We start from the raw sequence: 23,508 nt of genomic DNA on the forward strand, positions 1-23,508 counted from the left end.
GAGATCCGGCTGGCGTAGGAGCGGACACGGGGGCGTCGACATGGGGCACAAACACGCTGGAGCGACCGCAGCGACGCAGGGTTTCCGGCACGGCGGGCACGTCTACATGCAGACGAACGAGACACGCAACGCCATCATCCACTACCTGCGCTCCGCGGACGGCATCATCACCGAGGTGGAACGCGTCCCCACCGGCGGCGCCGGCTCCGGGACCTTCAAGCCGATCAGTGGCCAGGAGAGCGCGCCGAACGCGTTCGAGGGTGCCGGTAGCGTTCTTCTCACGCCGGACCGACGATTCCTCTTCACCACGAACGGTGGCGACAACACCGTGACCAGCTTCAGCGTCGGCAGCGACGGCCGGCTCACGATGGTGGATCGCACGTCGACCGGAAACCCGGTCACCGGCCGGAGCGGCACGGCCAAGTCCCTGGCGTACGTACCGTCGATCGGAACGCTCGTCGTACTGCACTCGTTCGGGCCGGACCACGTGCGTCTGATGTCGGTCGACGACGCCGGGAAACTCAGCCTGCGGCTGGACCGGTACACGGTGAACACGCCGGACAAGCCGAACCGGGTCGCCACCATGGCGACGCTCTCGCCGGATCAGCGGTTCCTCTTCGTCGGCACCACGTTCGACCAGCCGCCCACCGCCAACCCGGACGGGTCGGCGATTCTCTGGGTTTCCGGGCCCGACGGCAAGCCGAAGTCGATCGCGTCGAACGAGCCCGATCCTGACGGTCTCATCGTCTTCCCCGTGCTGCCGGACGCCACCCTCGGCCAGCCCTCGCTGTACGACGCGAACGGGGGCTCCCCGTTCTTCGTCGCCTTTCTGCACAACCAGCCGGACACCTTCATCATCGGGTACGCGGTGGCCGACGGCATCGCGAAGGGCACCATCGACGCCGACGGCCGGGTCAGCATCGGCCGGCCCGTGCAGATCGACACGAGCGCCGGCAAGCCCTCCGAGCTGTGCTGGTTGTCCATCTCCCCCGATGACCGGTGGGCGTTCGCCACGAACTTCGGCTACAGCGGCATCAGCAGTTTCCGCATCGACGGGCCGGAGCCGGTGGTGGCCCATGATCCCGCGTGCCCGAGGGTCCCGGGTGACGGCACCTTCAGGGCACTCAACGGCACGGTCAGCAGCGGCCCGAGTTGCAGCTGGCTGACCCCGGACGGCGCCTACCTCTACCAGATCTACGGGAACGCCTCCAAGCTCATGGGATACACCGTCCAGCCGGACGGGTCACTCGAAGAGTTGACGAGCATGCCGATCCCCCACAACAGCCCGCAGGGTCTGGCCGGCGTCTGACCCGAGACACGCGTCGATCGCCGACGGCGCGTCCGTCCGGTAAACCGCCTCCGTCGCCTTATGGTTGGCCACGGACGCCGGATGCGTCCGGTTTTATCGCGGTACGGGCTGACTGCGGGGGGCGAGACCATGCATCTCACGCCAAAGGAGATCGAGAAGCTACTCATCCTCTCCCTGGCCCAGATCGCTGCGGCGCGCAAGGACCGCGGCATCAAGCTCAACTACCCCGAGGCGGTGGCTGTGATCTCCGCGGCGGCACTGGAGGGGGCACGGTCCGGCAAATCGGTCGAGGACGTGATGCATGACGCCAGCCATGTCCTCAGCCGGGCCGACGTGATGGACGGGGTGGCCGACATGGTGCCGATGGTGCAGGTCGAGGCCGTGTTCACCGACGGCAGTCGCCTGGTCACCGTGCACGCGCCGATCCAGTAGCCGCAGACCCGGGTGGATAGGCGAGGAATGGGAGGCAGCGGATGGCAAAGGATTTCAGCCGGCACCCCGGGCCCACCGCCAAGCACCGGTGGCCCATTGGCGGTTACGTCCTGGCGGACGAGCCGCTGGAGTTGAACGCAGACCGGCCGACTATTCGGATCGAGGTGCGCAACATCGGAGACCGTCCGATCCAGGTCGGCTCGCACTTCCACTTCTTCGAGGTGAACCGGAGCCTGGAGTTCGACCGGGAGGGGACCTTCGGTTGGCGGCTGGACATCCCGGCGGCCACCTCGGTCCGTTTCGAGCCGGGCGACCGTAGGACGGTCCAACTCGTACCCTACGCCGGCCGACAGCGGGTGTACGGATTCAACGGCCTGGTCAACGGGTGGACCGGCACCGGCCCCACCCCCGGCTACCAGCCGGACCGACCGGAGGCTCTGGAGCGGGCCCGGAAGAGAGGGTTCCGCTCCACCTCGGACGACCGCAGTGCGATCTAGACACAGCCGGACCAGGGGCCGCGGATCGCGGCCGGGAGCAGAGTGATGAGTCAGATTTCCCGGCAGGAGTACGCCGGACTGTACGGCCCGACCACCGGCGACAAGATCCGGCTGGGCGACACGGAGCTCTACATCGAGATCGAGCGCGACCTTCGGACGCTGGGCGACGAAGCACTGTACGGCGGCGGGAAGACCCTGCGCGACGGCATGGGTTCCAGCGCCGAGTTCACCAGCGCGAACGGCGTCGTCGACCTGGTCATCACCAACGTGACCGTCCTGGACGCGCTGTTGGGCGTGGTGAAGGCCGACGTGGGGATCAAGGACGGGCGGATCGCCGGCGTCGGCAAGGCCGGCAACCCGGACACGATGGCGGGGGTCACCCCGGAGCTCGTGATCGGTCCGGGCACCGACGCGATCTCCGGCGAGCATCTCATCCTGACCGCCGGTGGCATCGACACGCACGTGCACCTCGTGGCGCCGCAGCAGGCGTACGCCGCGTTGAGCAACGGCATCACCACCATCTGGGGTGGTGGGACCGGCCCGAGTGACAGCTCCAACGGGGTGAACAGCACCCCCGGGCCATGGAATCTGCACGCGATGATGCGCGCCTTCGAGGGCATTCCGATCAACATCGGCCTGATCGCCAAGGGCAACAGCTCCGGCCTCGGGCCGCTGGAGGAGCAGGCGCTCGCCGGAGCCGCCGGGTTCAAGCTCCACGAGGACTGGGGCGCGACGCCACAGGCGATCCGGTCGGTGCTGACCGCGGCGGAGCGGTTCGACATCCAGGTGGCGGTGCACACCGACACGCTCAACGAGAGCGGCTACATCGAGGACAGTATCGCCGCGTTCGAGGGCCGGACCATCCACACGTACCACACCGAGGGCTCGGGTGGCGGCCACGCACCGGACATCATCAAGGTGGCCGGCGAGATCAACTGCTTGCCGAGCTCCACCACCCCCACCAACCCGTACGGTGTGAACAGCCAGGCCGAGCTGTTCGACATGATCATGGTGGCCCACAACTTCAGCCCGAAGGTGCCTTCGGACGTGGCGTTCGTGGAGAGCCGGGTCCGCGCGGAGACCATCGCGGCCGAGGACGTCCTGCACGATCTCGGCGTCATCTCGATGATGTCCAGCGACTCGCAGGCGATGGGGCGGATCGGCGAGAACTGGATCCGGTTGATGCAGCTGGCCAGTGTGATGAAGGCGGCCCGGGGCAGCCTGCCCGAGGACGCCGCGGGCAACGACAACTTCCGGGTGCTGCGCTACATCGCGAAGATAACCATCAATCCGGCGATCACCCAGGGCATCTCGCACCTGCTCGGCTCGGTCGAGCCGGGCAAGATCGCCGACCTCGTGTTGTGGGAGCCGGCCTTCTTCGGGGCCAAGCCCAAGATGGTGATCAAGAACGGCATGATCCTCTGGTCGATCATGGGCGACCCGAACGCCTCCGTGCCCACCCCGCAGCCGGTGCTCTACCGGCCGATGTTCGGCGCGTACGGCACGGCGCTGAGCGAGAGCTGCGTGACCTTCATGTCACAGGCCGGCTACGAGGCCGGCGTCGCGGAGAAGCTGGGCCTGCGCCGGAGGGTCCTGCCGGTACGCGGGACCCGGGCCCTGACCAAGCGCCACATGGTACGCAACGACGTGCTGCCGCACATCGAGGTGGATCCGGAGACCTTCGCGGTGACGGTCGACGGCGTGCATGCCACCGCGCCGCCGGCCCGTACGGTTCCGCTGGCCCAGCTGTACTTCTTCAGCTAGTGCGGACGACCCACCGCCGGCCGCGGGGCGGCTCGCGGCCGGCGGTACGCGCGCGCTACTCCGGCATCCGTGCGGCCACGGCGATGACGAGCAGGAGCGGCGCGATCAGCAGCGCCGGCGCCCACACGGTCAGGTGGAGCGCGACCAGGGCGCCGACGGCCGCACCGGCCATGAGGGCCAGCAGGACCTGGGCCTTCGGCCGCAGAGTGTGCCAGGGACTTCGGGCGGCGACTCCGCCGATCAGGCTCGTGAGGGTGCCGGTCAGGTAGGTGGAGGAGAGACCCGGGACGCCGAACCGCTGGATGGCGCTGCTCTGCACGCCGAGCGCCGTTGCGGACAGCATCAGCAGCACGAGATCGACGCGTTCCGAGTGGTCGGGAAGGTTGACCTCCCAGACGACGAGGAAGACGACGAACAACAGGAGTTCCAGGATGAGCGCCCGGTTGACCCGGCGCGGCCAGACCGGATCGTCCGGTTGCGCGGCGCCGGCGAGTCGGGCGCCCGCGAGGACACCGGCGATGAAGCTCAGGATGGCGCAGCCGGAGGTCACGGCGAGTTCGGCGTTGCCCCGGCCCGCCGAGAGGCCCAGCAGGACCATGTTGCCCGTCATGACGCTGGAGAAGGCGCCGCCGAGGGCGAGGAAACCGACGGCGTCGGCGCTGCCGGTCAGGAAGGTGAGTACGACGACGAGGGCGTGTCGTCGCCGCAGGAGATCGGCCGGCACCGTCGTGGCGGCGCGGGGGCTTTTGATGTCTCGCTTTGTTCTCGGCACTGTCGGCTGCCCTCCACAGATTGTTCTTCGTATACGCTTCGCGTGGACGTTCACGGAGAGGCGGTCGGGTTGGCTGGAGACCTGCGGGGCAAACTCGGTGCTCAACACCTGCCGCTACGCGACCAGGTCCTCGTCGCCCTGCGGACCGCCATCATCAACGGCGACTACCTCCCCGGCGAGCGGCTCACCGAGGACCGGCTGGCCGAGGACTTCGGCGTTTCCCGTAACCCGGTCCGGGAGGCGTTACGGGTCGCGGAGGCGGAGGGTTTCGTCGTGATCCTGCCGCGGCGCGGGGCGGTGGTCGCCTCCCCGAGCAGCGGCACGGTCGCGGACATGTTCGCCGTCCGCGAGCGCTTGGAGGCGTTGGCCGCCCGCCTGGCGGCCGAGCGGGCGACCCCGGCGGATGTGGCAGCGCTGCGGGAGCTGCTGAACGAGGGCCGTGAGGCGACGCAACGGCAGGACCTGCGCCGGGTCGCCGAGCTGAACAGCGCCCTGCACCTGCGGATCCTCCAGATCAGCGGGAACCCCTGGCTGTCGTCGATCGCCAAGGCGCTGTACCTCCATGTTCAGTGGGTCTTCCGGCTGGGTGCCGCGGAGCGGGCCCCGCACTCCTGGGCCGAGCACATCCAGCTGGTCGACGCGATCGAGTCCGGTGACGGCGAACGGGCCGAGCTCGCGGCTCTCGCCCACCTCGGCGCCGCCTACGCGGCGGCGCACGAGAACGCCGAGGGCGGCTACCAGGCCCGCTGACCGTGGGGCCCGTCTCACCGGACCGTGCCCGGCTGCGCCGGGCGACGACCGGCGGCGTCGGCGGGACGCCGGACACCGCACCGGTGTCCGGACGTACCTCCGCCTTGCCGGCCCGCCGCCCGGACCCTCGGCACGGGCGAGCCCTGCGGCACAGGCCCTAGCGGCCGCTGGCGTAGCCCTGCATACCGCGCGGGTTCGCGCCGGCCGCCAGCAGCCCGGTGCGGGGATCGCGGGTCACCGCACACAGCCGTCCCAGGCTCCACGGGTCGGAGAGCCGCACCTCGTGCCCGTACGCCCGCAACGTCGCCAGCGTGTCCACGTCGAGTCGGTCCTCCACCACCAGCACGCCGGGCTCCATGGCGCGCGGGTAGAACGACGCGGGCAGGCTCATCGTGTGCCAGGCGGGCGCGTCGATGGCCTCCTGAAGCGACCGACCGCCGACGAGGTGGCGCAGCAGGAACAGCAGCTGCCACTGGTCCTGCTGGTCGCCGCCGGGGGTACCGCACGCCATGACCGGATCGCCGTCGCGGAGCACGAGAGTCGGGCTGAGCGTGGTGCGCGGCCGGCGTCCGGGCGCGAGCGACGAGGAGAGCCCTTCCTCGAGCCAGAACATCTGCAGCCGGCTGCCGAGGGGGAAGCCGAGGTCCGGGATGGTGGGCGAGCTCTGCAGCCAGCCACCGCTCGGGGTCGCGGAGATCATGTTGCCCCACCGGTCGACCACGTCGACGTGGCAGGTGTCGCCGCGGGTCACGCCGTCCGACTTGACCGTCGGCTCACCCGTCGTGGCGTCGGTCGTGTCGACGAGAGGTCCCGCGCCCCGTCGTACGTGGCTCGACAACCGTGGGTCGGCCCCGTCGGGGCGCCCCGGGCGCAGCTCCGTCGACGCTCGCTCCCCGATCAGAGCGGCCCGTTCCCGGGCGTACTCCCGCGAGAGCAGCGCCTTCGCGGGCACGTCCGCGCCGTCGCCGTACCATGCCTCGCGATCGGCGAAGGCGAGCTTGAGCGCCTCGGCCTGTGCGTGGATGCCGGCCGCGGTCGACGGGTCGTACACCGCGGCGTCGTCGAGCGCGTCGAGGATCGACAGGGTCTGCAACAGCACCGGTCCCTGGCCCCAGAACCCGGTCTTCGCCACCGTGTGGCCGTGCCAGTCGAGGGTGACCGGCTCCTCCCAGGTCGCGGAGTAGGCGGCCATGTCCGCACCGGTCACGAGGCCGGCGTGCGGGCTTCCGCTGGAGTCCTGGAACGGTTTCCGGCTGAAGGTGTCGACGGCCTCGGCGACGAATCCTTCCCGCCAGGCGCGGCGTGCGGCCTCGATCTGCGCCTCCCGATCCGCGCCAGCCGATCGCCCGGCCTCGACCAGTTTGCGCAGCGTCTGCGCGTACGCCGGGTTACTGAACCGCTCCCCCGCGGTCGGCGGCCTGCCCTCGCGCAGCCAGAGCTGAGCGGAGGTGGGCCAGTGTTCCTCGAACAGTTTCCGCACCGCCGCCACGGTGTCCCCGACCCTGGCGACCAGCGGGTGGCCGTTGGCGGCGTAGCCGATCGCCGGATCCAGCACCTCCGCGAGCGGGAGCGTGCCGTGGTCGCGCAGCAGCAGGAGCCAGGCGTCCACGGCGCCGGGGACGGCCGCGGCGAGGGGGCCGGCGCCGGGGATGAGGTCCATCCCGAGCGACCGGAAGTGCGCGATGGTCGCGCCCGCCGGAGCCGGTCCCTGCCCGCACAGCACCTTCGGTGTCGGATCCTGAGCCGTCGCCACGATGGCGGGCACCTCGCCGCCCGGCCCGTTGAGGTGAGGTTCCACGACGTGCAGGACGAACCCGGCGGTGGCCGCCGCGTCGAAGGCGTTCCCACCGCGTTCGAGGACCCCCATCGCCGCCTGGCTGGCGAGCCAGTGCGTCGACGACACCATCCCGAAGGTGCCCTGCAGCGTCGGCCTGGTGGTGAACGTCATGACAACACCTCATTCGTCTCTGCGGCCCGGACGTCGGGCCGCGTGCCGTCCGGCTGGACCAGGTGGCAGGCGGCCACGCCGTCTCCGAACTCGACCTGCGCCGGCACCTCCGTGGCGCACCTGTCGAACGCCAGTGGACACCGGGTACGGAAGCGGCAGCCCGACGGCGGGTCCAGCGCCGAGGGCAGGTCGTCGCCGAGCAGCACCTGCTGGCGCCGCCGCTGGCGCTCCGGATCGGCCACCGGTGCGGCGGACAGGAGCGCCTGGGTGTACGGGTGCGCCGGTCGGGCGAAGATCTGCTCCCGCGGGCCCTTCTCGACGAGCTGGCCGAGGTACATGACGGCGATGTCGTCGGCGAGGTACTCGACGGCGGACAGGTCGTGGGTGATGAACAGACAGGCGAACCCGATGTCGCGCTGGAGGTCGGCGAGGAGGTTGAGCACGGCCGCCTGGACGGACACGTCGAGCGCGCTGGTGGGTTCGTCCGCGATGAGCAGCATCGGCTCGGAGATCAGGGCCCGGGCGATGCTGACCCGTTGGCGCTGTCCGCCGGAGAGCTCGTGCGGATAGCGGCGGGCGACCTCGGCGCGCAGGCCCACCCGGCCGAGCTCCGCGGCGACGCGCGCCTCCCGGTCACGCCGGGAGATGCGCCGCCCGGACAGGCGCAGCGGCTCGGCCACGATGTCCCCGACCAGCATGCGCGGATTCAGCGAGCCGGCGGGGTCCTGGAACACGATCGACACGTCGCTGCGATGCCGGCGTAGCTGCCGGCGGGACAGGTGCGTGACGTCCGCCCCGGCGATCCGTACGACGCCCGAGGTGGGCTCCACGAGCCGCACCACGCACCGGCCCACTGTCGACTTGCCGGAACCGCTCTCCCCGACCAGTGCGGTGACCCGGCCACGCGGAATGGCGAGGGAGACGCCGTCCACGGCCCGGACCGGCCCGAAGTGCATCACGAGGTCCTCGAGTTCGAGGGCGTTCTCCTGGGGCGTCATGCGGTCGCCTCCTCAACGTGCGCCCGCGGGGCCGGGCAGGGGTGCCAGCAGGCCGCGACGTGATCGGTGATCGCCGGTCGCACCGCCTCCAGCGGCGGCGCGGCCTCCCGGCAGCGCGCGTCGGCGGCCGGGCAGCGGTCGGCGAACGTACAGGCGTCGGGCTGGGTGGACAGGACCGGCACGAGGCCGGGGATCTCCTGCAGACGCTGGGTGCCGGCGTGCACTCCGGGTGTCGGCGAGGCCGACAGGAGCCCGGCCGTGTACTGGTGGTACGGGAACGCGAACAGGTCGGTGACGGGTGCCCGTTCCACCACCCGCCCGGCGTACATGACGACGACTCGGTCGGCGATGTCCGCGATCACGCCGAGGTCGTGGGTGATGATGAGGATGCTCGTGCCGAGCCGGTCACGCAGATCCCGCAGCACCTGGAGGATTCCGGCCTGCACCGTGACGTCCAGGGCGGTGGTCGGTTCGTCGGCCACCAGCACCTTCGGACCGCACGCCACCGCCATCGCGATCATCACCCGCTGGCGCATGCCACCGGAGAGCTGGTGCGGATAGTTGTCGACCCGCGTCGCGGCGGACGGGATGCCGACGAGGGACAACAGCTCGACGGCGCGCGCCCGGGCCGCGCGACCCGACATCCGTTCGTGGACCTGGAGCACCTCCCCGATCTGGCGTCCCACGGTGAGCACCGGGTTCAGCGACGTCATCGGCTCCTGGAAGATGTACGCGATCTCCTTGCCGCGCACCCGGCGCAGCACCGACTCCCGCGTGCCGACCAGTTCGGTCCCCTGTAGTCGCACGGACCCGGTGACGCGGGCGCTGCCGGGAAGCAGCCCGGCGATGCTCATCGCCGTGACGCTCTTGCCGCAACCCGACTCGCCCACCATTCCGACGATCTCCCCGGGGGCGAGATCGAGGCTCACCCGGTCGACAGCCGAGACGGTTCCGCCCTCGGTACGGAAGGCGACCGACAGGTCACGCACCTCCAGGACGGGTGCCTCGGCGGTGCTCGACGGGGTGCCGGTGCGTTCGGCCGTGGTCATCGCCGGTCTCCCTTCGGGTCGAGGGCGTCCCGCAGGGCGTCGCCGAAGACGTTGAACGCCAGCGCCAAACCCATGATCACGACGCCGGGAAGGACTGCCGCCCACGGCGCGCGGGCGGCGAACTGCTGGGCGGTGGCGAGCATGGTGCCGAGGCTGGGTGCCGGCGGCTGGATGCCGAGGCCGAGGAAGGAGAGCACCGCCTCGCCCAGGATCGCGACCGGGATGGCGACCGTGGCCTGCACGAGGATGACCGACGTGGCGTTGGGCAGGATGTGCCGGGCGAGCACCCACAGGTCGCTCGCGCCGTCCACGACGGCGGCGGCGACGAAGTCGAGCGACTTGAGCCGCAGGGTGTCCGAACGTACCACCCGGATCACGCCCGGGATCTGCGCGATCCCGACGGCCACGGCGGCGTTGGTGAGGCTGGCGCCGCGAATGGCGGCCAACCCCACCGCCATGATCAGAAACGGAAACGCGAGGAGCAGATCGGTGAACCGGGAGATGACCGCGTCCCAGGCCCGGAAGTACCCGGCGGCGAGCCCGAGCGGCACGCCGATCACCAGGGACGTGGCCACCGCGAGGATCGCCACCTGGAGGGAGGCCCGCGCCCCGAGCATGATGCGGGACAGGACGTCCCGGCCGAGGTCGTCGGTGCCCAGCACGTGCCCGGGGGTGCCGGGGGCGGCGAACGTGTGACCGAAGTCGGTCTGCTCGACGGCGTACGGCGCGAGCCACGGTGACAGCACGGCGATGATCGTCGCGAGCGCCAGCACGACGAAGCTCACGACGGCGAGCGGGTTTCGGCGCAGCCGGCGCAGGACCCGGGTTCGTCGGGTGAGGCCGGCCGGGGCGGCGTCCACGGTCGGAACGGTGAGGACTGTCATGCCGGGTCCCCCGTCACTCGGATGCGCGGGTCGATGACGGAGTAGAGCAGGTCGACGAGGAAATTGATCACGATGTAGGCGGCCGCGGTGAGCAGGACGACGGCCTGGATAACCGGATAGTCCCGCTGGAAGACCGCGTCGATGGTCATCTTGCCGAAGCCGGGCAGCCCGAAGATCTGCTCGGTGACCACCGCGCCCGATATGAGCCCGCCGAGTTGGAGGCCCACGATCGTCACCACCACGATGAGGCTGTTGCGCAGGGCGTGGTGGGTGATGACCGCTCGTGGCCGGAGTCCCTTCGCCTTCGCCGTCCGCACGTAGTCGGAGGAGAGCGAGTCCAGCATGGCCGATCGGGTCTGCCGCATGATGATCGCGGCGAGACCGGTGCCGAGGATGACGGCCGGCAGGATGAGGTGGTGCAGGTTGTCCACGGGGTTGTCCAGCAGCGGCACGAATCCGGAGGCCGGGAAGAGCCCCGTCGCCACGGAGAGGTAGAGGATCGCGAGCAGCGCGAGCCAGAAGTGCGGCACCGACAGCCCGACCAGCGCCAGGCCGTTGGCCAGCCACTCGGCGGGGTGCCCGCGGCGTACTGCCGCGAGCACCCCGGCGCCGACACCGAGCGCGGCGGCGAGGAGGATGGCGAGGACGGCGAGTTCGACCGTCACGGGTAGGGCGGTGGTGAGCATCGAGGACACCGGTATCCCGGTCCGGATCGACTCCCCGAAGTCACCCTGTGCGGCGCGTCCCACGTACTGGGCGAACTGGAGCGGCAGCGGCTGGTCCAGCCCGTAGTGGTGCCGGATCGCCTCCAGCGCCTCGGGCGAGCGGTCCTCCCCGGCCAGCGCGAGCGCCGGGTCGCCGGGGAGGGCGCGTACGCCGAGGAACACCACGATCGTCGACAGGAGCAGGGTCAGCGCGGACTGCCAGGCGCGCGTGATCAGATACCGGGCCACAGTTGACCTACTTGGTGAATCCGGCGAAGGCCGCGCGGATCACGCCGTCGGGGAAGACCTGCAGACCCTGGATCTTGTTGGAGAACGCGGTCAGGTTCCGCTGCCGGTACAGGTAGATCAGCGCGTCGTCCTGCTGGAGGAGCGTCACCGCCTGCCCGTAGAGCTTCTTGCGCTCCTCGATGTCGCTGGTCTGGCGGGCCTGCGTCAGCAGGTCGTCGAGCTGCGGGTTGCTGTAGCCGGCGACGTTCTGGCTGGCCCGGGTGCCGACGAAGTTGGTGATGTTGGCGTCCGGGTCGATGCGTCCGCTCCAGCCCAGCTGCAGCAGCTCGAAGTTGCCGCGGTCCTGCTCGTCGAGGAGGGAGGAGTACTCGACCGGGTTGATCTTCAGGTCGAAGCCACCCTCCTTGACCATGGCCTGCAGGGCCTGCACGAGGCGCAGCGTGTCGGGCGTGTTCGACGCGAGGATCGTCACCGGGTAGGGGGTCTGGACGCCGGCCTCGGCGAGCAACTGCTTCGCCTTCGCGGGATCGTGCGTCGGACAGTTCTGCGCCTCGGGTGACGAGAACGGGCTCGCAGGTGAGATGGGTGAGCAGGCCTCGGCGTTGATGCCGTTGAAGACCGCCTGGACCAGCGCCTTCCGGTCGATCGCGTGCTCGAAGGCCTGCCGGATCTTCGCGTTCTGCGCGATGGGCCGGTCGATGCTCTTCGGTGCGGTGCCGACACCGTCCACGTTGCCGATGTTGAACGTGAGGCCCTGGTAGCCGAGGGACTGGGATTGCAGGACGGTGAGCGCGGAGTCCTGCTGCAGCGCGCCGACGTCCTGCGTGGAGACGCTGTCGGCGACCTGCGCGTCACCGGAACGCAGGTTGGCGGCGCGGATGCTCGCGTCGCTGAGGATGCGCCAGGTGATGCCGTCGAGGTGCACCTTCGAGGCGTCGTAGAAGTTGGGGTCCCGCACGACCTCGATGGAGTTCTGCGGTACCCGCTTGGCGAACTTGAACGGGCCGACGCAGACCGGAGCGGAGGCGAAGTCGTCGCCGAGGGTCTGCAGCGCCTTCGGACTCATGATCATGCCGGCACGGTCGGCGAGGGCCCCGACCAGGGGTGCGAACGGCTGCTGCAGCCGGATGACCACGGTGTGGGCGTCCGGCGTGTCGACACCGGCGACCGGGCCGAGCTCGCTCTTGCGCGCCGACCGGGCGTTGCTCAGGTGCCGCTCGAGGGTGGCCTTCACGGCGGCGGAGTCGAATTGCGTACCGTCGGCGAAGCGCACGTTCTCGCGCAGCGGGATGGTCACGCTCTTGCCGTCACTGCTGGTGGTGGGGAGCGCGGTCGCCAGCTGCGGTACGACCTGCGCCTTCTCGTCGACGTCGTAGAGCTTCTGGCACATGGCCTGGAAGACGTAGCGCGAGTAGAGGCTGCGCGACAGGGTCGGGTCGAGCGCGTCGGGTTCGGCGGAGAGCGCGATGACCAGGTTGCCGCCGTCGCGCACGGTGGCGGGGTCCGCCGGGGTGCCGAACGAGTCCTGGCCCGCCGACTGGTTTCCACCCGAGCCGGTGCCGCCCCCGCCTTCCGACACCGGCGAGCACGCCGCGACCGTGCAGGCCACGGCGACCGCGGCCAGCGCGGCCCGGAGTGGACGGAGCCTCGGCAGGCTCGGTTCGCGGAAGGGGAGGTTCGTCATTTGAGAGCTCCTCACGTGGGCGATTCGGGGAGCGTATGTTGTATACGAAGGCTGCGCAAGACCTCCTTCGATGGCCACTCGGGCACCGAGCGTGCATGGCCAATCCCGGACAAAGCGGGTTGCCAGAAGCGGTCTAGTCGCTCACCTTCTCCGCGGCCCGCCGTACGTCGTCGAGGAGGATCTCCATGTCCCGCCGCGTCGTGCGGTAGTTGAGCACACAGCCGCGCAGGGCGAAGCGACCGTTGACGGACGCGTTGGACAGGTAGGAGCTGCCGGCCTGTTGCAACGCCACCATGATGCGCTCGTTGAGGCGGTCGAGTCGCTGCTCGTCCGCCTCGGACCGTGGTTCGTCACGCGCGGCGCGGGGCAGATAACGGAAGCAGACGATGGAGAGCCCGACCGGCGCGACAAGCTCGAAATCGTCGCTCGCGTCGACGAGCTCCCCCAGATGGCGGGCGCAGTCGAGGTTCGCCTCGATCGCCTCGCCCAACGCCCGGGAGCCGGCGTGGGCCAGCAGCATCCACACCTTGAGCGCCCGGAAACGCCGGGAGAGGTCGGGGCCGTAGTCCCAGAACGCGAACGCCTCGGCGGACTCGGTCTGGGTGACCCGGGTGTAGTCGGCGTCGAGCCGGAAGGCGGCCCGCGCGGCCTCGGGGTCGCGGTAGATGAGACAGCCGCAGTCCGCGGGCAGGTAGAGCCACTTGTGCGGATCGAGCGCGATCGAGTCGGCCTCCGCCACCCCGTCGAAGAGTGACCTGGCCGACGGGGCCAGCCGGGCGAAGCCGCCGTAGCAGCCGTCGACGTGCATCCACAGCCCGTAGCGGCGGGCGACCGCCGCGATCTCGCGAAGCGGGTCGACCGCGCCGGTGACCACGGTGCCCGCGTTCGCCACCACGCAGAACGGCTCAGCGCCCGCCGCCCGATCCTGCTCGATGGCCTGTACGAGCGCGTCGACGTCCATCCGGAAGCGGGTGTCGACCGGGATCTCGCGCACGTTGGCACGCCCGATGCCGAGCAACGCCGCCGCCTTGTGCACCGAGTGGTGGGTCTCGGTGGAGACGTACACGCGCAGTGGCGCGGGATGCGCGCTCGCGCCGTGCATGGCGACCGCGTCGCCGCAGTGACGGTGCCGCGCGGCGGCGAGCGCCGTGAAGTTGGCCATCGAACCGCCGCTGGTGAACAGCCCGCCGGCGCTCGGATCGCAGCCGAGCGCCTCCTTGATCCAGCCGATCGTGAGGTGTTCCAGCTCGGTGGGTGCGGGCGCCGACCGCCACGCCGGCAGGTTCGCGTTCAAAGCCGACGCGAGGAAGTCGGCGACCGCGGCGACCGCGGTGCCCGGCGCCGAGACGTACCCGAAGAAGCGCGGATGGCCGTTGTGCCGGCTCCCCGGCACGATCACCTCGCGGAAGACGTCGAGCAGGTCGGCGAAGTCGCGTCCGTCGACGGGCAGCGGTTCGGTCAGCCGCTGCTTCAGTTCGGCGGCGGAGGTACGCGGCGTGATGGGCAGGTCGCGGATCGACTCGGCATAGGCGGCAGCCCACTCCACGGCCGCCGTGCCCATGTCGCGGATCCGTGCACCCGAGGGATCCAGGGCGGAATCGACCCGGGACTCAGCAGGAGTGGCAGTCATGTCGCGCACAGTAGTACTCCGGCGGGACAGTCGGGGGGCACCTGCTCGGCTCGCGAGAACGTGGACCGCACCCCGGCGTGATCCCCGCGCGGCCGGGACTCCTCAGTGGCCGGTCAGGTCGCAGGGTAGGTGTCGAGTAGCCCGCACATGCCGTGCCGGCCCCGCTCGTGCGGCTCGGCGAACTGGTGCACCGCCGCGTCGGCCAGGTGTGCCGCCTCGCCGCGAGCGAGCGCGTCGAGCTGACGGCCGGTCTCGGTGGCCGCCCGCAACGCACCGCCGAGCCATCGCGCTCGCCAGGTGTCGACGAACGGCCGGACGAGGCGGACGGCGGCGCGGTGGAAGTCGCGCAGCGGGGTCAGGTCGCCGTTGTTCGCGGCCGCCCGGAGTCGCTCGAATCCGCGTACGGCGAGGTCACGGCGGGCGTAGGCGGCGGTCAGGTCCGTCCCGGGCGCTCCCCCGCCGGGCAGCGCGGTGGCCGCCGCGTAGGTCGCCGGGTCGGTGAGATGCTCCGGTGGCAGGGTCAGCACGGCGTCTCCCGCCTCCGGCAGGCCGCTGTTCTGCATGAGGACCACGATCTGCAGGTCGCCCTGGTTGACCAGCCGGTGGATCGTGCCGGGGCCGAACCAGACGACCGCCCCGGGTCGCAGCCGGGTCTCGCGGTACCCGGCGAGGGTGAGGGTCTGCACGAGCCCGGCGCCGGCCACCACCACGTACGCCTCGGCGCAGCACAGGTGCAGGTGCGGGGTGCCGCCGGCCTCCCCGTCCGGCGCGACGCCGTCGTAGACGCACAGCCGGGACACACCGACCCCGCCGGGCAGGGGCATGGACGGCCCGCCGCTGTGACCGGTCATCAGCTCGCCTCTCAGGTACGTCGGTGGGCCGCTATCCACCCCCACCCGCAGTCGGCTGAGCGACGGGGCGCGGGCTGCACGTGGGTCGGGCCGGAGGGATTCAGTGGTTGGCGCCCGCGCCGAGCAGCGCGCGGATCTGGGTGGCGAGCCGGTCGAACCGCTCGTCCGACATGATCTGCGCGTAGTCACGTTCGGGTGGGATGTCGACCGGGAAGGTGCGCACGATCCGACCCGGCCGCGGGCTCATCACCTCGACGCGGGTGCCGAGGAAGACCGCCTCGGCGATGGAGTGGGTGACCAGCAGGACGGTGGTGCCGGTGTCGCGCCAGATGCGGTTCAGCTCGGTGTTGAGCTGCTCGCGGGTCAACGCGTCGAGCGCACCGAACGGCTCGTCCATGAGCAGCACCGGCGGCTGGTGCAGTAGCGCCCGGCACAGCGCCACCCGTTGCTGCATGCCACCCGAGAGCTCGTGCGGCAGCGCCTTCTCGAAACCGGTCAGGCCGGTGAGCCCGATCAGCTCGTCCGCCCGGCGGGCCGCCGCCGACCGGTCCAGGCCGCGCATCTCGGCCTGGAGCAGGATGTTCCTGCGTACGCTGCGCCACTCGAGCAGCGCCGGTCGCTGGAACACGAATCCGATGTCCTGCTGGGGCCGGCGTACGGAGCGGCCGAGCAGGCTCACGGTGCCGCTGGTGGCTGGTACCAGACCGGCGACGACTTTGAGCAGGGTGGACTTCCCGCAGCCGGACGGGCCGACGATGGTGACGAACTCGCCGGGTTCGACCCGCAGGCTGACGTCGGTCACGGCGGTCGTCCGGGATCGCTTGGACTCGAACCGGACCGTCAGGTCGGTGATGTCGACGGCGGCGCCGGTGAGCGTCGGCGTGGCGGTGGGCATGTCGGCCTCACCCTTCGTTGCCGTAGGAGCCGTCCCAGTACGTCGACGGGCCGCCCGCGTTCTCAAGGCCGGCGTACCGGCTCATCAGGCCGATGGTCTCGGTCCACTTCGCCTCCGCGTTGGCCCCCGGCGCGCCACCGGTGTCGATCTCGAGCAGCGGCACGGCCAACGTGAGCTGCTCGACCAGCACCGGCTTGTCCGGCTCGTTCTCGGCCAGTTCGGCCATGGCGTCCGTGGCGCCCGGGATGTCCTTGGCGGATTCGGCCCAGGCCCGCTGGGTGGCGCGGGTGAACGCGCGTACCAGGTCCGCATCCTCGCGCAGGGTGTCCTCGTGGACGACGAGTCCGGTGCCGAGCATGTTCATTCCCCAGTCGGCGTAGAGCAGGTAGTCGACCTGCTTGCCTGTGCGCGCCTCGATGGTGGGTGCCTGGTCGTGGAAGAAGCCCTGGATCGCGTCCACGCGGCCCTCGGCGAGCGCGGCGATCTTGCCGGCCGCGTCGAGGTTGACGACCTCGACGTCCGACTCGGCCAGGCCGTTGGCCTTCAGCCAGGCGGGGAAGGTCGCGTAGATGGCGTCGCCCGGTGTGCCGCCGACGGTCTTGCCCTTGAGGTCGGCGGGCGACTTGATGCCACTGTCGGCGAGGAACTCGATGGACGCCGGTCCCTTCTGCAGGAACACACCGATGCTCTTGACCTTCATGCCGCTGGCGATGCCCTTGAGCAGTGGCGGGGTGTCCGCCCAGCCGAAGTCGGTCTGCTGTTGCGCCACGGCCTGGATGGTCTTGCCGGAACCGCCGCCGGCGCTGATCGTCAGGTCGATGCCCTCGGCGTCGTAGAAGCCCTTCTTGAGGCCGTAGTAGAAGGGGGCGTGCTCGCCGTAGGGCACCCAGTTGAGGGTGAGGGTCACCTTCTTCTTGCCGTCGGCGGTCGTCTGCCGTTCGCCGCCGACGCCGCACGCGGCGAGCGATCCCAGCAACAGGAGTGCGACGGCCGTGATTGCGAGACGTCTCATGCGTGGTGCCTCCTGGAGCATCCGGCGGGGTGCGGGCGTGGGTGTTCGTGGTTAGGACGTGACGAGCGGTACGCCGCCGCGCCGGCTGGCGTGCCACGGGATGAGTAGCGCCTCGGCGACCTCGACGACGACGAAGAGCACGATGCCGATCAGCGACATCAGGAACAGGTCGGCGAAGAGCAGAGCGGCGTCCAGGTTGCCGTTGGCCACCAGCAGTACGTAGCCGAGGCCCTCCTTGGCGCCGACGAACTCGCCGACGACCGCGCCGACGACGGCCAGCGTGACGGCGACCTTGAGCCCGGACATCAGGTGCGGCAGCGAGTTGGGAAACCGGATCTTGCGGAAGGTCCGCCACGGCCCGGCGCCCATGGTGGCGGAAAGGTCGAGCAGCTCCGGGTCGGTCGATCGCAACCCGGCCACCCCGGAGATGACCACCGGGAAGAACGCGATGAGCACGGCCAGCACGATCTTCGGGGTGAGACCCACGCCGAACCAGGCGACGAGCAGCGGCGCGATCGCGATCTTCGGGATGACCTGTGCGAAGAGGACGATCGGGTAGACGGCCTTCTCCAGGGTGCGGGAGTAGACGATCAGGACGGCGGTGCCCAGGCCCAGCAGGGCGGCGAGGACGAAGCCGATGACGGTCTCGTAGAGCGTCACGTAGGTGTTGCGCATCAGGAACGACCAGTCCTCGGTCATGGTCGCCCAGACCTGGCCGGGGGTGGGCAGCAGATAGTTGGGCAGGTATTCGCGTTCGGCGACGAACCACCAGCCGGCGAAGAACACGGCGAGCAGCAGCGCCGGCCGCCAGAGCGCTTCGAGGAGGCGCACCAGGTGCGCGGCCGGCCGGGTGCCGACCGGCGCGGGCGGGTCGCCGGCCGACGCGGCGACGGACGGGGGCTCCGCCGCCGGTACGGTCCCCGGTCGGTCGTCCGTGGCCGGGCCGGCGCTGCGCTCGGCCGCTGGATATGGCACGGGCACTCCTCCTCGATGTCGCGACGCCGCCGCCGGGCGGCTGTGGGCGAGGCCCACCTGACGTCGCGGAAAGGGCTTTCCCGAGGTGATCCATCCGACCGTAACGACCCTCGCCAGGCCCGTCAACGGTTCCCGAAGGCCGATGTTCATATGACGCTTGTGAATGCACGTACCTCGAAGGCGGTGGCCTGGACATTGACCGATCGGAATGGGCCTCGTAGGGTTGGGCAGCGGCTGGAAAGCGCTTTCCGACCCCGTCCCGTTTTAGGAGCGCGTGCATGAGACGCCAACGCCAGCTAGTTCTCGCCCTGCTCACGGCCGTCACGCTGCTGGTGACGAGCGCCGTGACGACCACCGCGAGCGCGGCGACCACCACCGCCGCCTCGTTCCGCGTACTGGTCTTCTCCAAGGTCACGGAGGTTCACCACGACTCGATCCCCGCCGGTGTGGACGCCATCCGGAAGCTCGGCGCGCGCCATCGCTTCGCGGTCGAGGCGACCGACGACGCGGGCGCGTTCACCGACGCCAACCTCGCACGGTTCGACGCCCTCGTGTTCAACAACACCAGCTCCACGCCGCAGTCCGGCGATCTGCTCGACGCCGACCAGCGGGCCGCGCTGCAGAGGTTCATCCGTGCCGGCGGTGGCTGGGTCGGTCTGCACGCCGCGTCGGCGAGCGAACGCGACTGGGACTGGTACGAGGGTCTGGTGGGGGCCGTCTTCGACAACCATCCGGACTTCTCCGCCACCGGCGGGACCTTCCCGGGCCGGATCAAGGTCCTCGACCACGCCCACCCCTCCACCAAGGACCTGCCGGAGCTCTGGGAGCGCAGCGAGGAGTGGTACAACTGGCGGACCAACCCGACGGGCAAGGTCCACACGCTCGCGCAGGTCAAGGTGCGCGACGGGATCCCCGGCCTCGACGAGGGAGTGGACCACCCGTACGCGTGGTGCCAGAACTACGACGGCGGCCGCTCCTGGTACACGGCCGGCGGGCACAGCCCCTCGTCCTTCTCCGAGCAGGCCTTCCTCCGGCACCTGCTCGGCGGCATCCGGTGGGCGGCCGGCGCCGTCGCCGGCGACTGCGGCGCCACCAGGACCAACAACTTCGAGCGGATCCCGCTGGTCAATCAGGATCTCTCCGACCCGTTCGAACTCGCCGTCGCGCCCGACCGCCGAGTCTTCTACATCGAACGCACCGGCGCGCTGAAGGTCGTCGACCAGGAGAGCCTCGCCGTCACCACGCTCATCGACTTCGCGTACACCCCGGAGCAGACCAGCCAGTCCGACGGCCTGCTCGGCCTCACGCTCGACCGGAACTTCGCCAGGACCAACTGGCTCTACCTGCTCTGGTCCGACAAAGTGGAGAAGCAGCTCAACCTGTCCCGGTTCACCGTCGACGGCGACAGCGTCAGCCTCGACTCGGAGAAGCGGCTGCTCACGATCCCGACGTGGCGCGGCGAAGCCCGCGCCAACTCGCACATGGCCGGGTCACTGACCATGGACGAGCAGGGCAACCTGTACGCCGCCATCGGCGACAACACCGACCCGTTCGAGTCCAGCGGCTTCGCACCGATCGACGAGCGGGACGGGCGACGGGCGTTCGACGCGCAGGCCACCGCCGGCAACACCAACGACCTGCGCGGCAAGATCCTTCGGATCAAGCCGCTGGCTCACGGCGGGTACGCGATCCCGAAGGGCAACCTGTTCAAGCCGGGGACCCCGCGTACCCGGCCCGAGGTGTACGCGATGGGCATGCGGAACCCGTTCCGCGTCACCGTCGACCCGAACAGCGGCGCACTCCTGGTCGCCGACTACGGCCCGGACGCCAGGTCGGCCAACCCGAACCGCGGGCCCGAGGGCACCGTCGAGTACAACCGGATCACCCGGGCCGGCAACTACGGCTGGCCGTACTGCGTCGGTGACAACACCCCCTTCAACGACTACGACTTCGCCACCGGCACCTCCGGGCCGACGTTCGACTGCGCTGCGCTGGTCAACGACTCCCCCAACAACACCGGCCTGACCCGGCTCCCGGCTGCGAAGCCGGCGCTGATCTGGTACGCGTACTCGGCCTCCGCGGAGTTCCCGGAGCTCGGCACGGGCGGCGGCGGGCCCATGGCCGGCCCGGTCTACGACTACGACCCGGCCAACCCGCGGGTGACGAAGTTCCCGCAGTACTTCGAGGACAAGTGGTTCGTCTACGAGCTGACCCGCAGGTGGTTCAAGACGGTGTCGATCCACGAGACCGCACAGCGCTTCCGCGACCCCCGCTTCGGCTCGACCAGGCCGGGTGATCTGCAGTCCATCAACGGCGTGCTCGGCGACATGTCGTGGATCCAGCCCTTCGACGCGGAGTTCGGGCCGGACGGCTCGCTGTACGTCATCGACTTCGGTGAGGGCAGTGGCAGTGGCCGGGGCGGCAGCAACGAGGGCGCGGGCATCTACCGCATCGACTACGTCGCGCACAGCCGGCCGCCGGTCGCCAGGCTGAGCGTCGACAAGGACAGCGGTCCCACGCCGTTGACCGTCGCCTTCTCCAGCGAGGGCTCCGGCGGGCCGGACGGCACGGCGATCGAGTACGCGTGGGACTTCGACGGAGACGGCAGCATCGACTCCACCGCCGCGAACGCCGGCCACACGTACAGCACGCCGGGACGCTTCACCGCGCGGCTCACCGTCACCGCCACGAACGGGCAGACCGCCGTGGCCGTGCGGGAGATAACCGTCGGCAACACCCGCCCGACGGTGACGCTCAGCGTACCGGACGGGGCGTTCTTCGAGTTCGGTGACCGGATCCCCTACACGGTGACGGTGAACGACCCGGAGGACGGCACCGTCGACTGCTCGAAGGTGGTCGTGCAGACCCAGCTCGGCCACGACTCGCACACCCATCCGATGGACAACTACATCGGGTGCAGTGGGGTGGCCCTGACCGAGACCAACGGTGGTGACGGGCACGGGCCGGGGCAGAACCTGTACACGGTGCTCACCGCGCAGTACACCGACGGCGGAGCGGCCGGCGCGCCGGAACTGATCGGCTCGACCAAGGCCGAACTGCAGATCAGGAGCAAGGAGGCCGAGCACTTCGACGGGCAGAACGGGATCCAGGTGCTCGACCGCCCCACGGCCAGCGCCGGCAAGCGCATCGGTGACATCGACACCGGCGACTCGATCAGTTTCGGCCCGGTCAACCTGCGCGGCATCGACTCGGTCACCCTCGGCGTCGCCTCCGGCAGCAACGGCGGTGATGTCGAGTTCCGGGCCGACTCCCCCACCGGGGAAATCCTCGGCCGGGCCACCATCGGTGGCACCGGCGGGTGGGACAACGTCGTGTCGCCCACCGTCGAGCTGACCGACCCGGGTCGGACGACCACCCTGCACCTGGTCTTCGTCAACCCGGACCAGACCGGGGGCACGCCCGACCTGATGGCGCTGGACTGGCTGCGCTTCAACGGGGCCGGCGTGCGCGAGCGGACCGACGCCACGATCTCGGTCACGGCCACGCCGGGCACGGGGACCGCTCCGCTGCCGGTGACGTTCGACGGCACCGCGTCGCCGGCCGCCGGCCGCACCATCGTCGACTACGCGTGGGACTTCGGCGACAACACGGCCGTCGTGCACGCCGCGTCGACCAGTCACACGTACGCCCGGGCGGGCACCTACACCGCGCGGCTGACCGTCACCGACAGCCTCGGGGCGACCATGTCCTCGACCGTCGTCGTAACGGCGAACTGAATGTCCGGTGGTGGCGGGGCGACCCCTCGCCCCACCACCACCGACGCACCTCGACCGTCCCGCCGCGCCGGTACGCCGTTCGCCGGCGTCCCGGCCGTCCGCCCTGCCGACTCCACATCCGGGGAGAGAGAGCATGGATCGAACCACCGCCCGCCCGTTTCGAACCCGACTCGTACGAACCCTGCTCGCCGCGTCGATCGCGGCGGCGATCCTGCCGTTCGCGCCACCTGCGGTGGCGAGCGCCGCCGGTGCGCGTACCTCCGGCATCCAGGAGGAGATCGACGCCTGCCCGTGGGGCTACACCTCCTCGGCCACGGTCTTCTTCGGACAGGGCCGGGCCGACTCCGGCGTACCGAACCGCGACCTCGGTGACGGCTGCACGATCATGGATGCCATCTGGGCCGAGGCGCCCTTCACCAGCCACGGCAGCTTCCTGCTGGCGGTCACCCGCCGTACCAGCTCGATCAGGGCAGCCGGCGTCATCACGTCGGCGGAACAGGTACGCATCCTGCTGGCCGCCGCCCTCTCCGACGTCGGCAAACGACAGCTGGTCACCGGGACCCGCGCCGTGCCCGACCGGCGGATCGGCCTCGTTCTCTACACGGTGCGAGCCACCATGCCGGCCGCGCCGGAGGCCACCCTGGCTGCGCTTGCCGGCTGCGGCTATCGCAACGCCGAGCCCTCCGGCGGGGTGAACAACTTCTACGGCCGGACGGCCGCCCAGCTCGCGCCGCTGGTGAGCGGTGCCGGTCTCACCGTGCCGTCGATCGGTGTCGGCCTCGGCGACCTCGAGAACGATCTCGACGGCGTCATCGCCGACGCCCAGGCGTTCGGCGCGAAGTACGTCCGGATCTCGGGCTCGGGATCGTGGGGCCTCGACGACTACTCGCGCGTCGCGGCGACACTCAACACCGTCGGCGCCCGGCTCAAGCAGGCGGGCATCACCGTGGCGTACCACAACCACGGGTTCGAGTTCACCGAGCAGGACGGCGTACGCGGCTACGACGTGCTGGTGCGGGAGACCGATCCGAACCTGGTGGCGATGGAGCTGGACCTGTACTGGGCGTCCAGCGTCGGCGCGGATCCGGTGCGGCTGATCCAGCAGTACCCGGGCCGGTTCGCGCTGTTCCATGTCAAGGACATGGCCGCCGACGGGTCGTTCGCCGACGTGGGCGAGGGGACCATCGACTTCACCCGCATCTTCGCCCACAGCGCCGTGGCCGGAGTCGAGTACTACCTGACCGAGAACGACAACCCGCGGCCGGACGGCGTCTCGTCGGCCTGCGACAGCTACGCCAACCTGCGCGCCCTGCGCTACTGACGGCCGTGCCGGCCCGTGGCGTCGCCACGGGCCGGCACGGCGTCGGG

The 23,508-nt window shown here is 70.5% G+C and carries 18 protein-coding genes and 1 pseudogene; 7 read left to right on the top strand and 12 right to left on the bottom strand.

Going from position 1 to position 23,508, the window contains the following annotated elements:
• Positions 1 to 40: 40 nt before the first annotated feature.
• The 4 genes and pseudogenes from AB0F98_RS20250 to AB0F98_RS20265 all read left to right on the top strand — a co-directional run bounded on the left by AB0F98_RS20250 (position 41) and on the right by AB0F98_RS20265 (position 4,002).
• Positions 41 to 1,309, top strand: coding sequence for a beta-propeller fold lactonase family protein (locus AB0F98_RS20250; protein WP_357737438.1), 1,269 nt, complete (start codon positions 41 to 43; stop codon positions 1,307 to 1,309).
• A gap of 129 nt (positions 1,310 to 1,438) precedes the next feature.
• Positions 1,439 to 1,741: an urease subunit gamma gene (locus AB0F98_RS20255; RefSeq protein ID WP_357737440.1), complete on the top strand. Its 303-nt coding sequence runs from the start codon at positions 1,439 to 1,441 to the stop codon at positions 1,739 to 1,741.
• A gap of 95 nt (positions 1,742 to 1,836) precedes the next feature.
• Positions 1,837 to 2,127, top strand: a pseudogene (locus AB0F98_RS20260) (urease subunit beta); the annotation flags it as partial.
• Positions 2,128 to 2,283: 156 nt separating this feature from the next.
• Entirely contained in the window at positions 2,284 to 4,002 is a 1,719-nt protein-coding gene (locus AB0F98_RS20265) for an urease subunit alpha (protein WP_357737442.1), read from the top strand.
• A 55-nt stretch (positions 4,003 to 4,057) separates the two neighbouring features.
• Here AB0F98_RS20265 and AB0F98_RS20270 read toward each other — a convergent pair whose 3' ends face one another.
• Positions 4,058 to 4,774: a YoaK family protein gene (locus AB0F98_RS20270; RefSeq protein ID WP_357737444.1), complete on the bottom strand. Its 717-nt coding sequence runs from the start codon at positions 4,772 to 4,774 to the stop codon at positions 4,058 to 4,060.
• A gap of 42 nt (positions 4,775 to 4,816) precedes the next feature.
• Between AB0F98_RS20270 and AB0F98_RS20275 the strand changes: the two genes are divergently transcribed.
• A complete protein-coding gene (locus AB0F98_RS20275) occupies positions 4,817 to 5,524 on the top strand; it encodes a GntR family transcriptional regulator (RefSeq protein ID WP_357737446.1) in 708 nt (235 codons plus the stop codon).
• Positions 5,525 to 5,681: 157 nt separating this feature from the next.
• On the opposite strand, the gene AB0F98_RS20280 is transcribed toward AB0F98_RS20275, so the two are convergent.
• The 11 genes from AB0F98_RS20280 to AB0F98_RS20330 form a co-directional block, all read right to left on the bottom strand.
• Positions 5,682 to 7,472 (bottom strand): gamma-glutamyltransferase family protein, encoded by a 1,791-nt coding sequence (locus AB0F98_RS20280; protein WP_357737448.1) that lies wholly within the window; start codon positions 7,470 to 7,472, stop codon positions 5,682 to 5,684.
• The gene (locus AB0F98_RS20285) at positions 7,469 to 8,470 is read right to left on the bottom strand and encodes an oligopeptide/dipeptide ABC transporter ATP-binding protein (RefSeq protein WP_357737450.1); all 1,002 of its coding nucleotides are present in this window, start codon (positions 8,468 to 8,470) and stop codon (positions 7,469 to 7,471) included. Before AB0F98_RS20285 ends, AB0F98_RS20280 begins: the two co-directional genes overlap by 4 nt.
• Positions 8,467 to 9,519 (bottom strand): ABC transporter ATP-binding protein, encoded by a 1,053-nt coding sequence (locus AB0F98_RS20290; RefSeq protein ID WP_357737453.1) that lies wholly within the window; start codon positions 9,517 to 9,519, stop codon positions 8,467 to 8,469. The genes AB0F98_RS20285 and AB0F98_RS20290 overlap by 4 nt, the downstream gene beginning before the upstream one ends.
• Positions 9,516 to 10,403 (bottom strand): ABC transporter permease, encoded by an 888-nt coding sequence (locus AB0F98_RS20295; RefSeq protein ID WP_357737455.1) that lies wholly within the window; start codon positions 10,401 to 10,403, stop codon positions 9,516 to 9,518. Before AB0F98_RS20295 ends, AB0F98_RS20290 begins: the two co-directional genes overlap by 4 nt.
• Positions 10,400 to 11,356: an ABC transporter permease gene (locus tag AB0F98_RS20300; protein WP_357737457.1), complete on the bottom strand. Its 957-nt coding sequence runs from the start codon at positions 11,354 to 11,356 to the stop codon at positions 10,400 to 10,402. Before AB0F98_RS20300 ends, AB0F98_RS20295 begins: the two co-directional genes overlap by 4 nt.
• A 7-nt stretch (positions 11,357 to 11,363) precedes the next feature.
• The gene (locus AB0F98_RS20305; RefSeq protein ID WP_357737459.1) at positions 11,364 to 13,040 is read right to left on the bottom strand and encodes an ABC transporter substrate-binding protein; all 1,677 of its coding nucleotides are present in this window, start codon (positions 13,038 to 13,040) and stop codon (positions 11,364 to 11,366) included.
• A gap of 133 nt (positions 13,041 to 13,173) precedes the next feature.
• Positions 13,174 to 14,670: an aminotransferase class I/II-fold pyridoxal phosphate-dependent enzyme gene (locus AB0F98_RS20310; RefSeq protein WP_357737461.1), complete on the bottom strand. Its 1,497-nt coding sequence runs from the start codon at positions 14,668 to 14,670 to the stop codon at positions 13,174 to 13,176.
• Between the two features lie 113 nt (positions 14,671 to 14,783).
• Positions 14,784 to 15,521: a cupin domain-containing protein gene (locus AB0F98_RS20315; protein ID WP_357737463.1), complete on the bottom strand. Its 738-nt coding sequence runs from the start codon at positions 15,519 to 15,521 to the stop codon at positions 14,784 to 14,786.
• 100 nt (positions 15,522 to 15,621) lie between these two features.
• Positions 15,622 to 16,416 carry an ABC transporter ATP-binding protein gene (locus AB0F98_RS20320; RefSeq protein WP_357737465.1) on the bottom strand — a complete coding sequence of 265 codons (795 nt, stop codon included), beginning with the start codon at positions 16,414 to 16,416 and terminating at the stop codon, positions 15,622 to 15,624.
• Positions 16,417 to 16,423: 7 nt separating this feature from the next.
• Positions 16,424 to 17,428, bottom strand: coding sequence for an ABC transporter substrate-binding protein (locus tag AB0F98_RS20325; protein ID WP_357737467.1), 1,005 nt, complete (start codon positions 17,426 to 17,428; stop codon positions 16,424 to 16,426).
• 51 nt (positions 17,429 to 17,479) lie between these two features.
• Positions 17,480 to 18,403, bottom strand: coding sequence for an ABC transporter permease (locus AB0F98_RS20330; RefSeq protein WP_357737469.1), 924 nt, complete (start codon positions 18,401 to 18,403; stop codon positions 17,480 to 17,482).
• 278 nt (positions 18,404 to 18,681) lie between these two features.
• On the opposite strand from AB0F98_RS20330, the gene AB0F98_RS20335 reads away from it, so the two are divergent.
• Together AB0F98_RS20335 and AB0F98_RS20340 are read left to right on the top strand one after the other, a co-directional pair.
• Entirely contained in the window at positions 18,682 to 22,140 is a 3,459-nt protein-coding gene (locus AB0F98_RS20335; protein WP_357737471.1) for a ThuA domain-containing protein, read from the top strand.
• A 133-nt stretch (positions 22,141 to 22,273) separates the two neighbouring features.
• Positions 22,274 to 23,461, top strand: a complete 1,188-nt coding sequence (locus AB0F98_RS20340; RefSeq protein WP_357737473.1) for a sugar phosphate isomerase/epimerase — start codon at positions 22,274 to 22,276, stop codon at positions 23,459 to 23,461.
• The last annotated feature ends 47 nt before the right edge of the window (positions 23,462 to 23,508 follow it).

This window comes from Micromonospora sp. NPDC023737, assembly GCF_040639715.1.
Taxonomy (GTDB): domain Bacteria; phylum Actinomycetota; class Actinomycetes; order Mycobacteriales; family Micromonosporaceae; genus Micromonospora.

Bases quoted from the DNA above. Each gene is read 5' to 3' on its own strand.
- AB0F98_RS20250 (WP_357737438.1), top strand. From the start codon at position 41: ATGGGGCACAAACACGCTGGAGCGACCGCAGCGACGCAGGGTTTCCGG.
- AB0F98_RS20255 (WP_357737440.1), top strand. From the start codon at position 1,439: ATGCATCTCACGCCAAAGGAGATCGAGAAGCTACTCATCCTCTCCCTG.
- AB0F98_RS20265 (WP_357737442.1), top strand. From the start codon at position 2,284: ATGAGTCAGATTTCCCGGCAGGAGTACGCCGGACTGTACGGCCCGACC.
- AB0F98_RS20280 (WP_357737448.1), bottom strand. From the start codon at position 7,472: ATGACGTTCACCACCAGGCCGACGCTGCAGGGCACCTTCGGGATGGTG.
- AB0F98_RS20285 (WP_357737450.1), bottom strand. From the start codon at position 8,470: ATGACGCCCCAGGAGAACGCCCTCGAACTCGAGGACCTCGTGATGCAC.
- AB0F98_RS20290 (WP_357737453.1), bottom strand. From the start codon at position 9,519: ATGACCACGGCCGAACGCACCGGCACCCCGTCGAGCACCGCCGAGGCA.
- AB0F98_RS20295 (WP_357737455.1), bottom strand. From the start codon at position 10,403: ATGACAGTCCTCACCGTTCCGACCGTGGACGCCGCCCCGGCCGGCCTC.
- AB0F98_RS20305 (WP_357737459.1), bottom strand. From the start codon at position 13,040: ATGACGAACCTCCCCTTCCGCGAACCGAGCCTGCCGAGGCTCCGTCCA.
- AB0F98_RS20310 (WP_357737461.1), bottom strand. From the start codon at position 14,670: ATGACTGCCACTCCTGCTGAGTCCCGGGTCGATTCCGCCCTGGATCCC.
- AB0F98_RS20315 (WP_357737463.1), bottom strand. From the start codon at position 15,521: ATGACCGGTCACAGCGGCGGGCCGTCCATGCCCCTGCCCGGCGGGGTC.
- AB0F98_RS20320 (WP_357737465.1), bottom strand. From the start codon at position 16,416: ATGCCCACCGCCACGCCGACGCTCACCGGCGCCGCCGTCGACATCACC.
- AB0F98_RS20325 (WP_357737467.1), bottom strand. From the start codon at position 17,428: ATGAGACGTCTCGCAATCACGGCCGTCGCACTCCTGTTGCTGGGATCG.
- AB0F98_RS20335 (WP_357737471.1), top strand. From the start codon at position 18,682: ATGAGACGCCAACGCCAGCTAGTTCTCGCCCTGCTCACGGCCGTCACG.
- AB0F98_RS20340 (WP_357737473.1), top strand. From the start codon at position 22,274: ATGGATCGAACCACCGCCCGCCCGTTTCGAACCCGACTCGTACGAACC.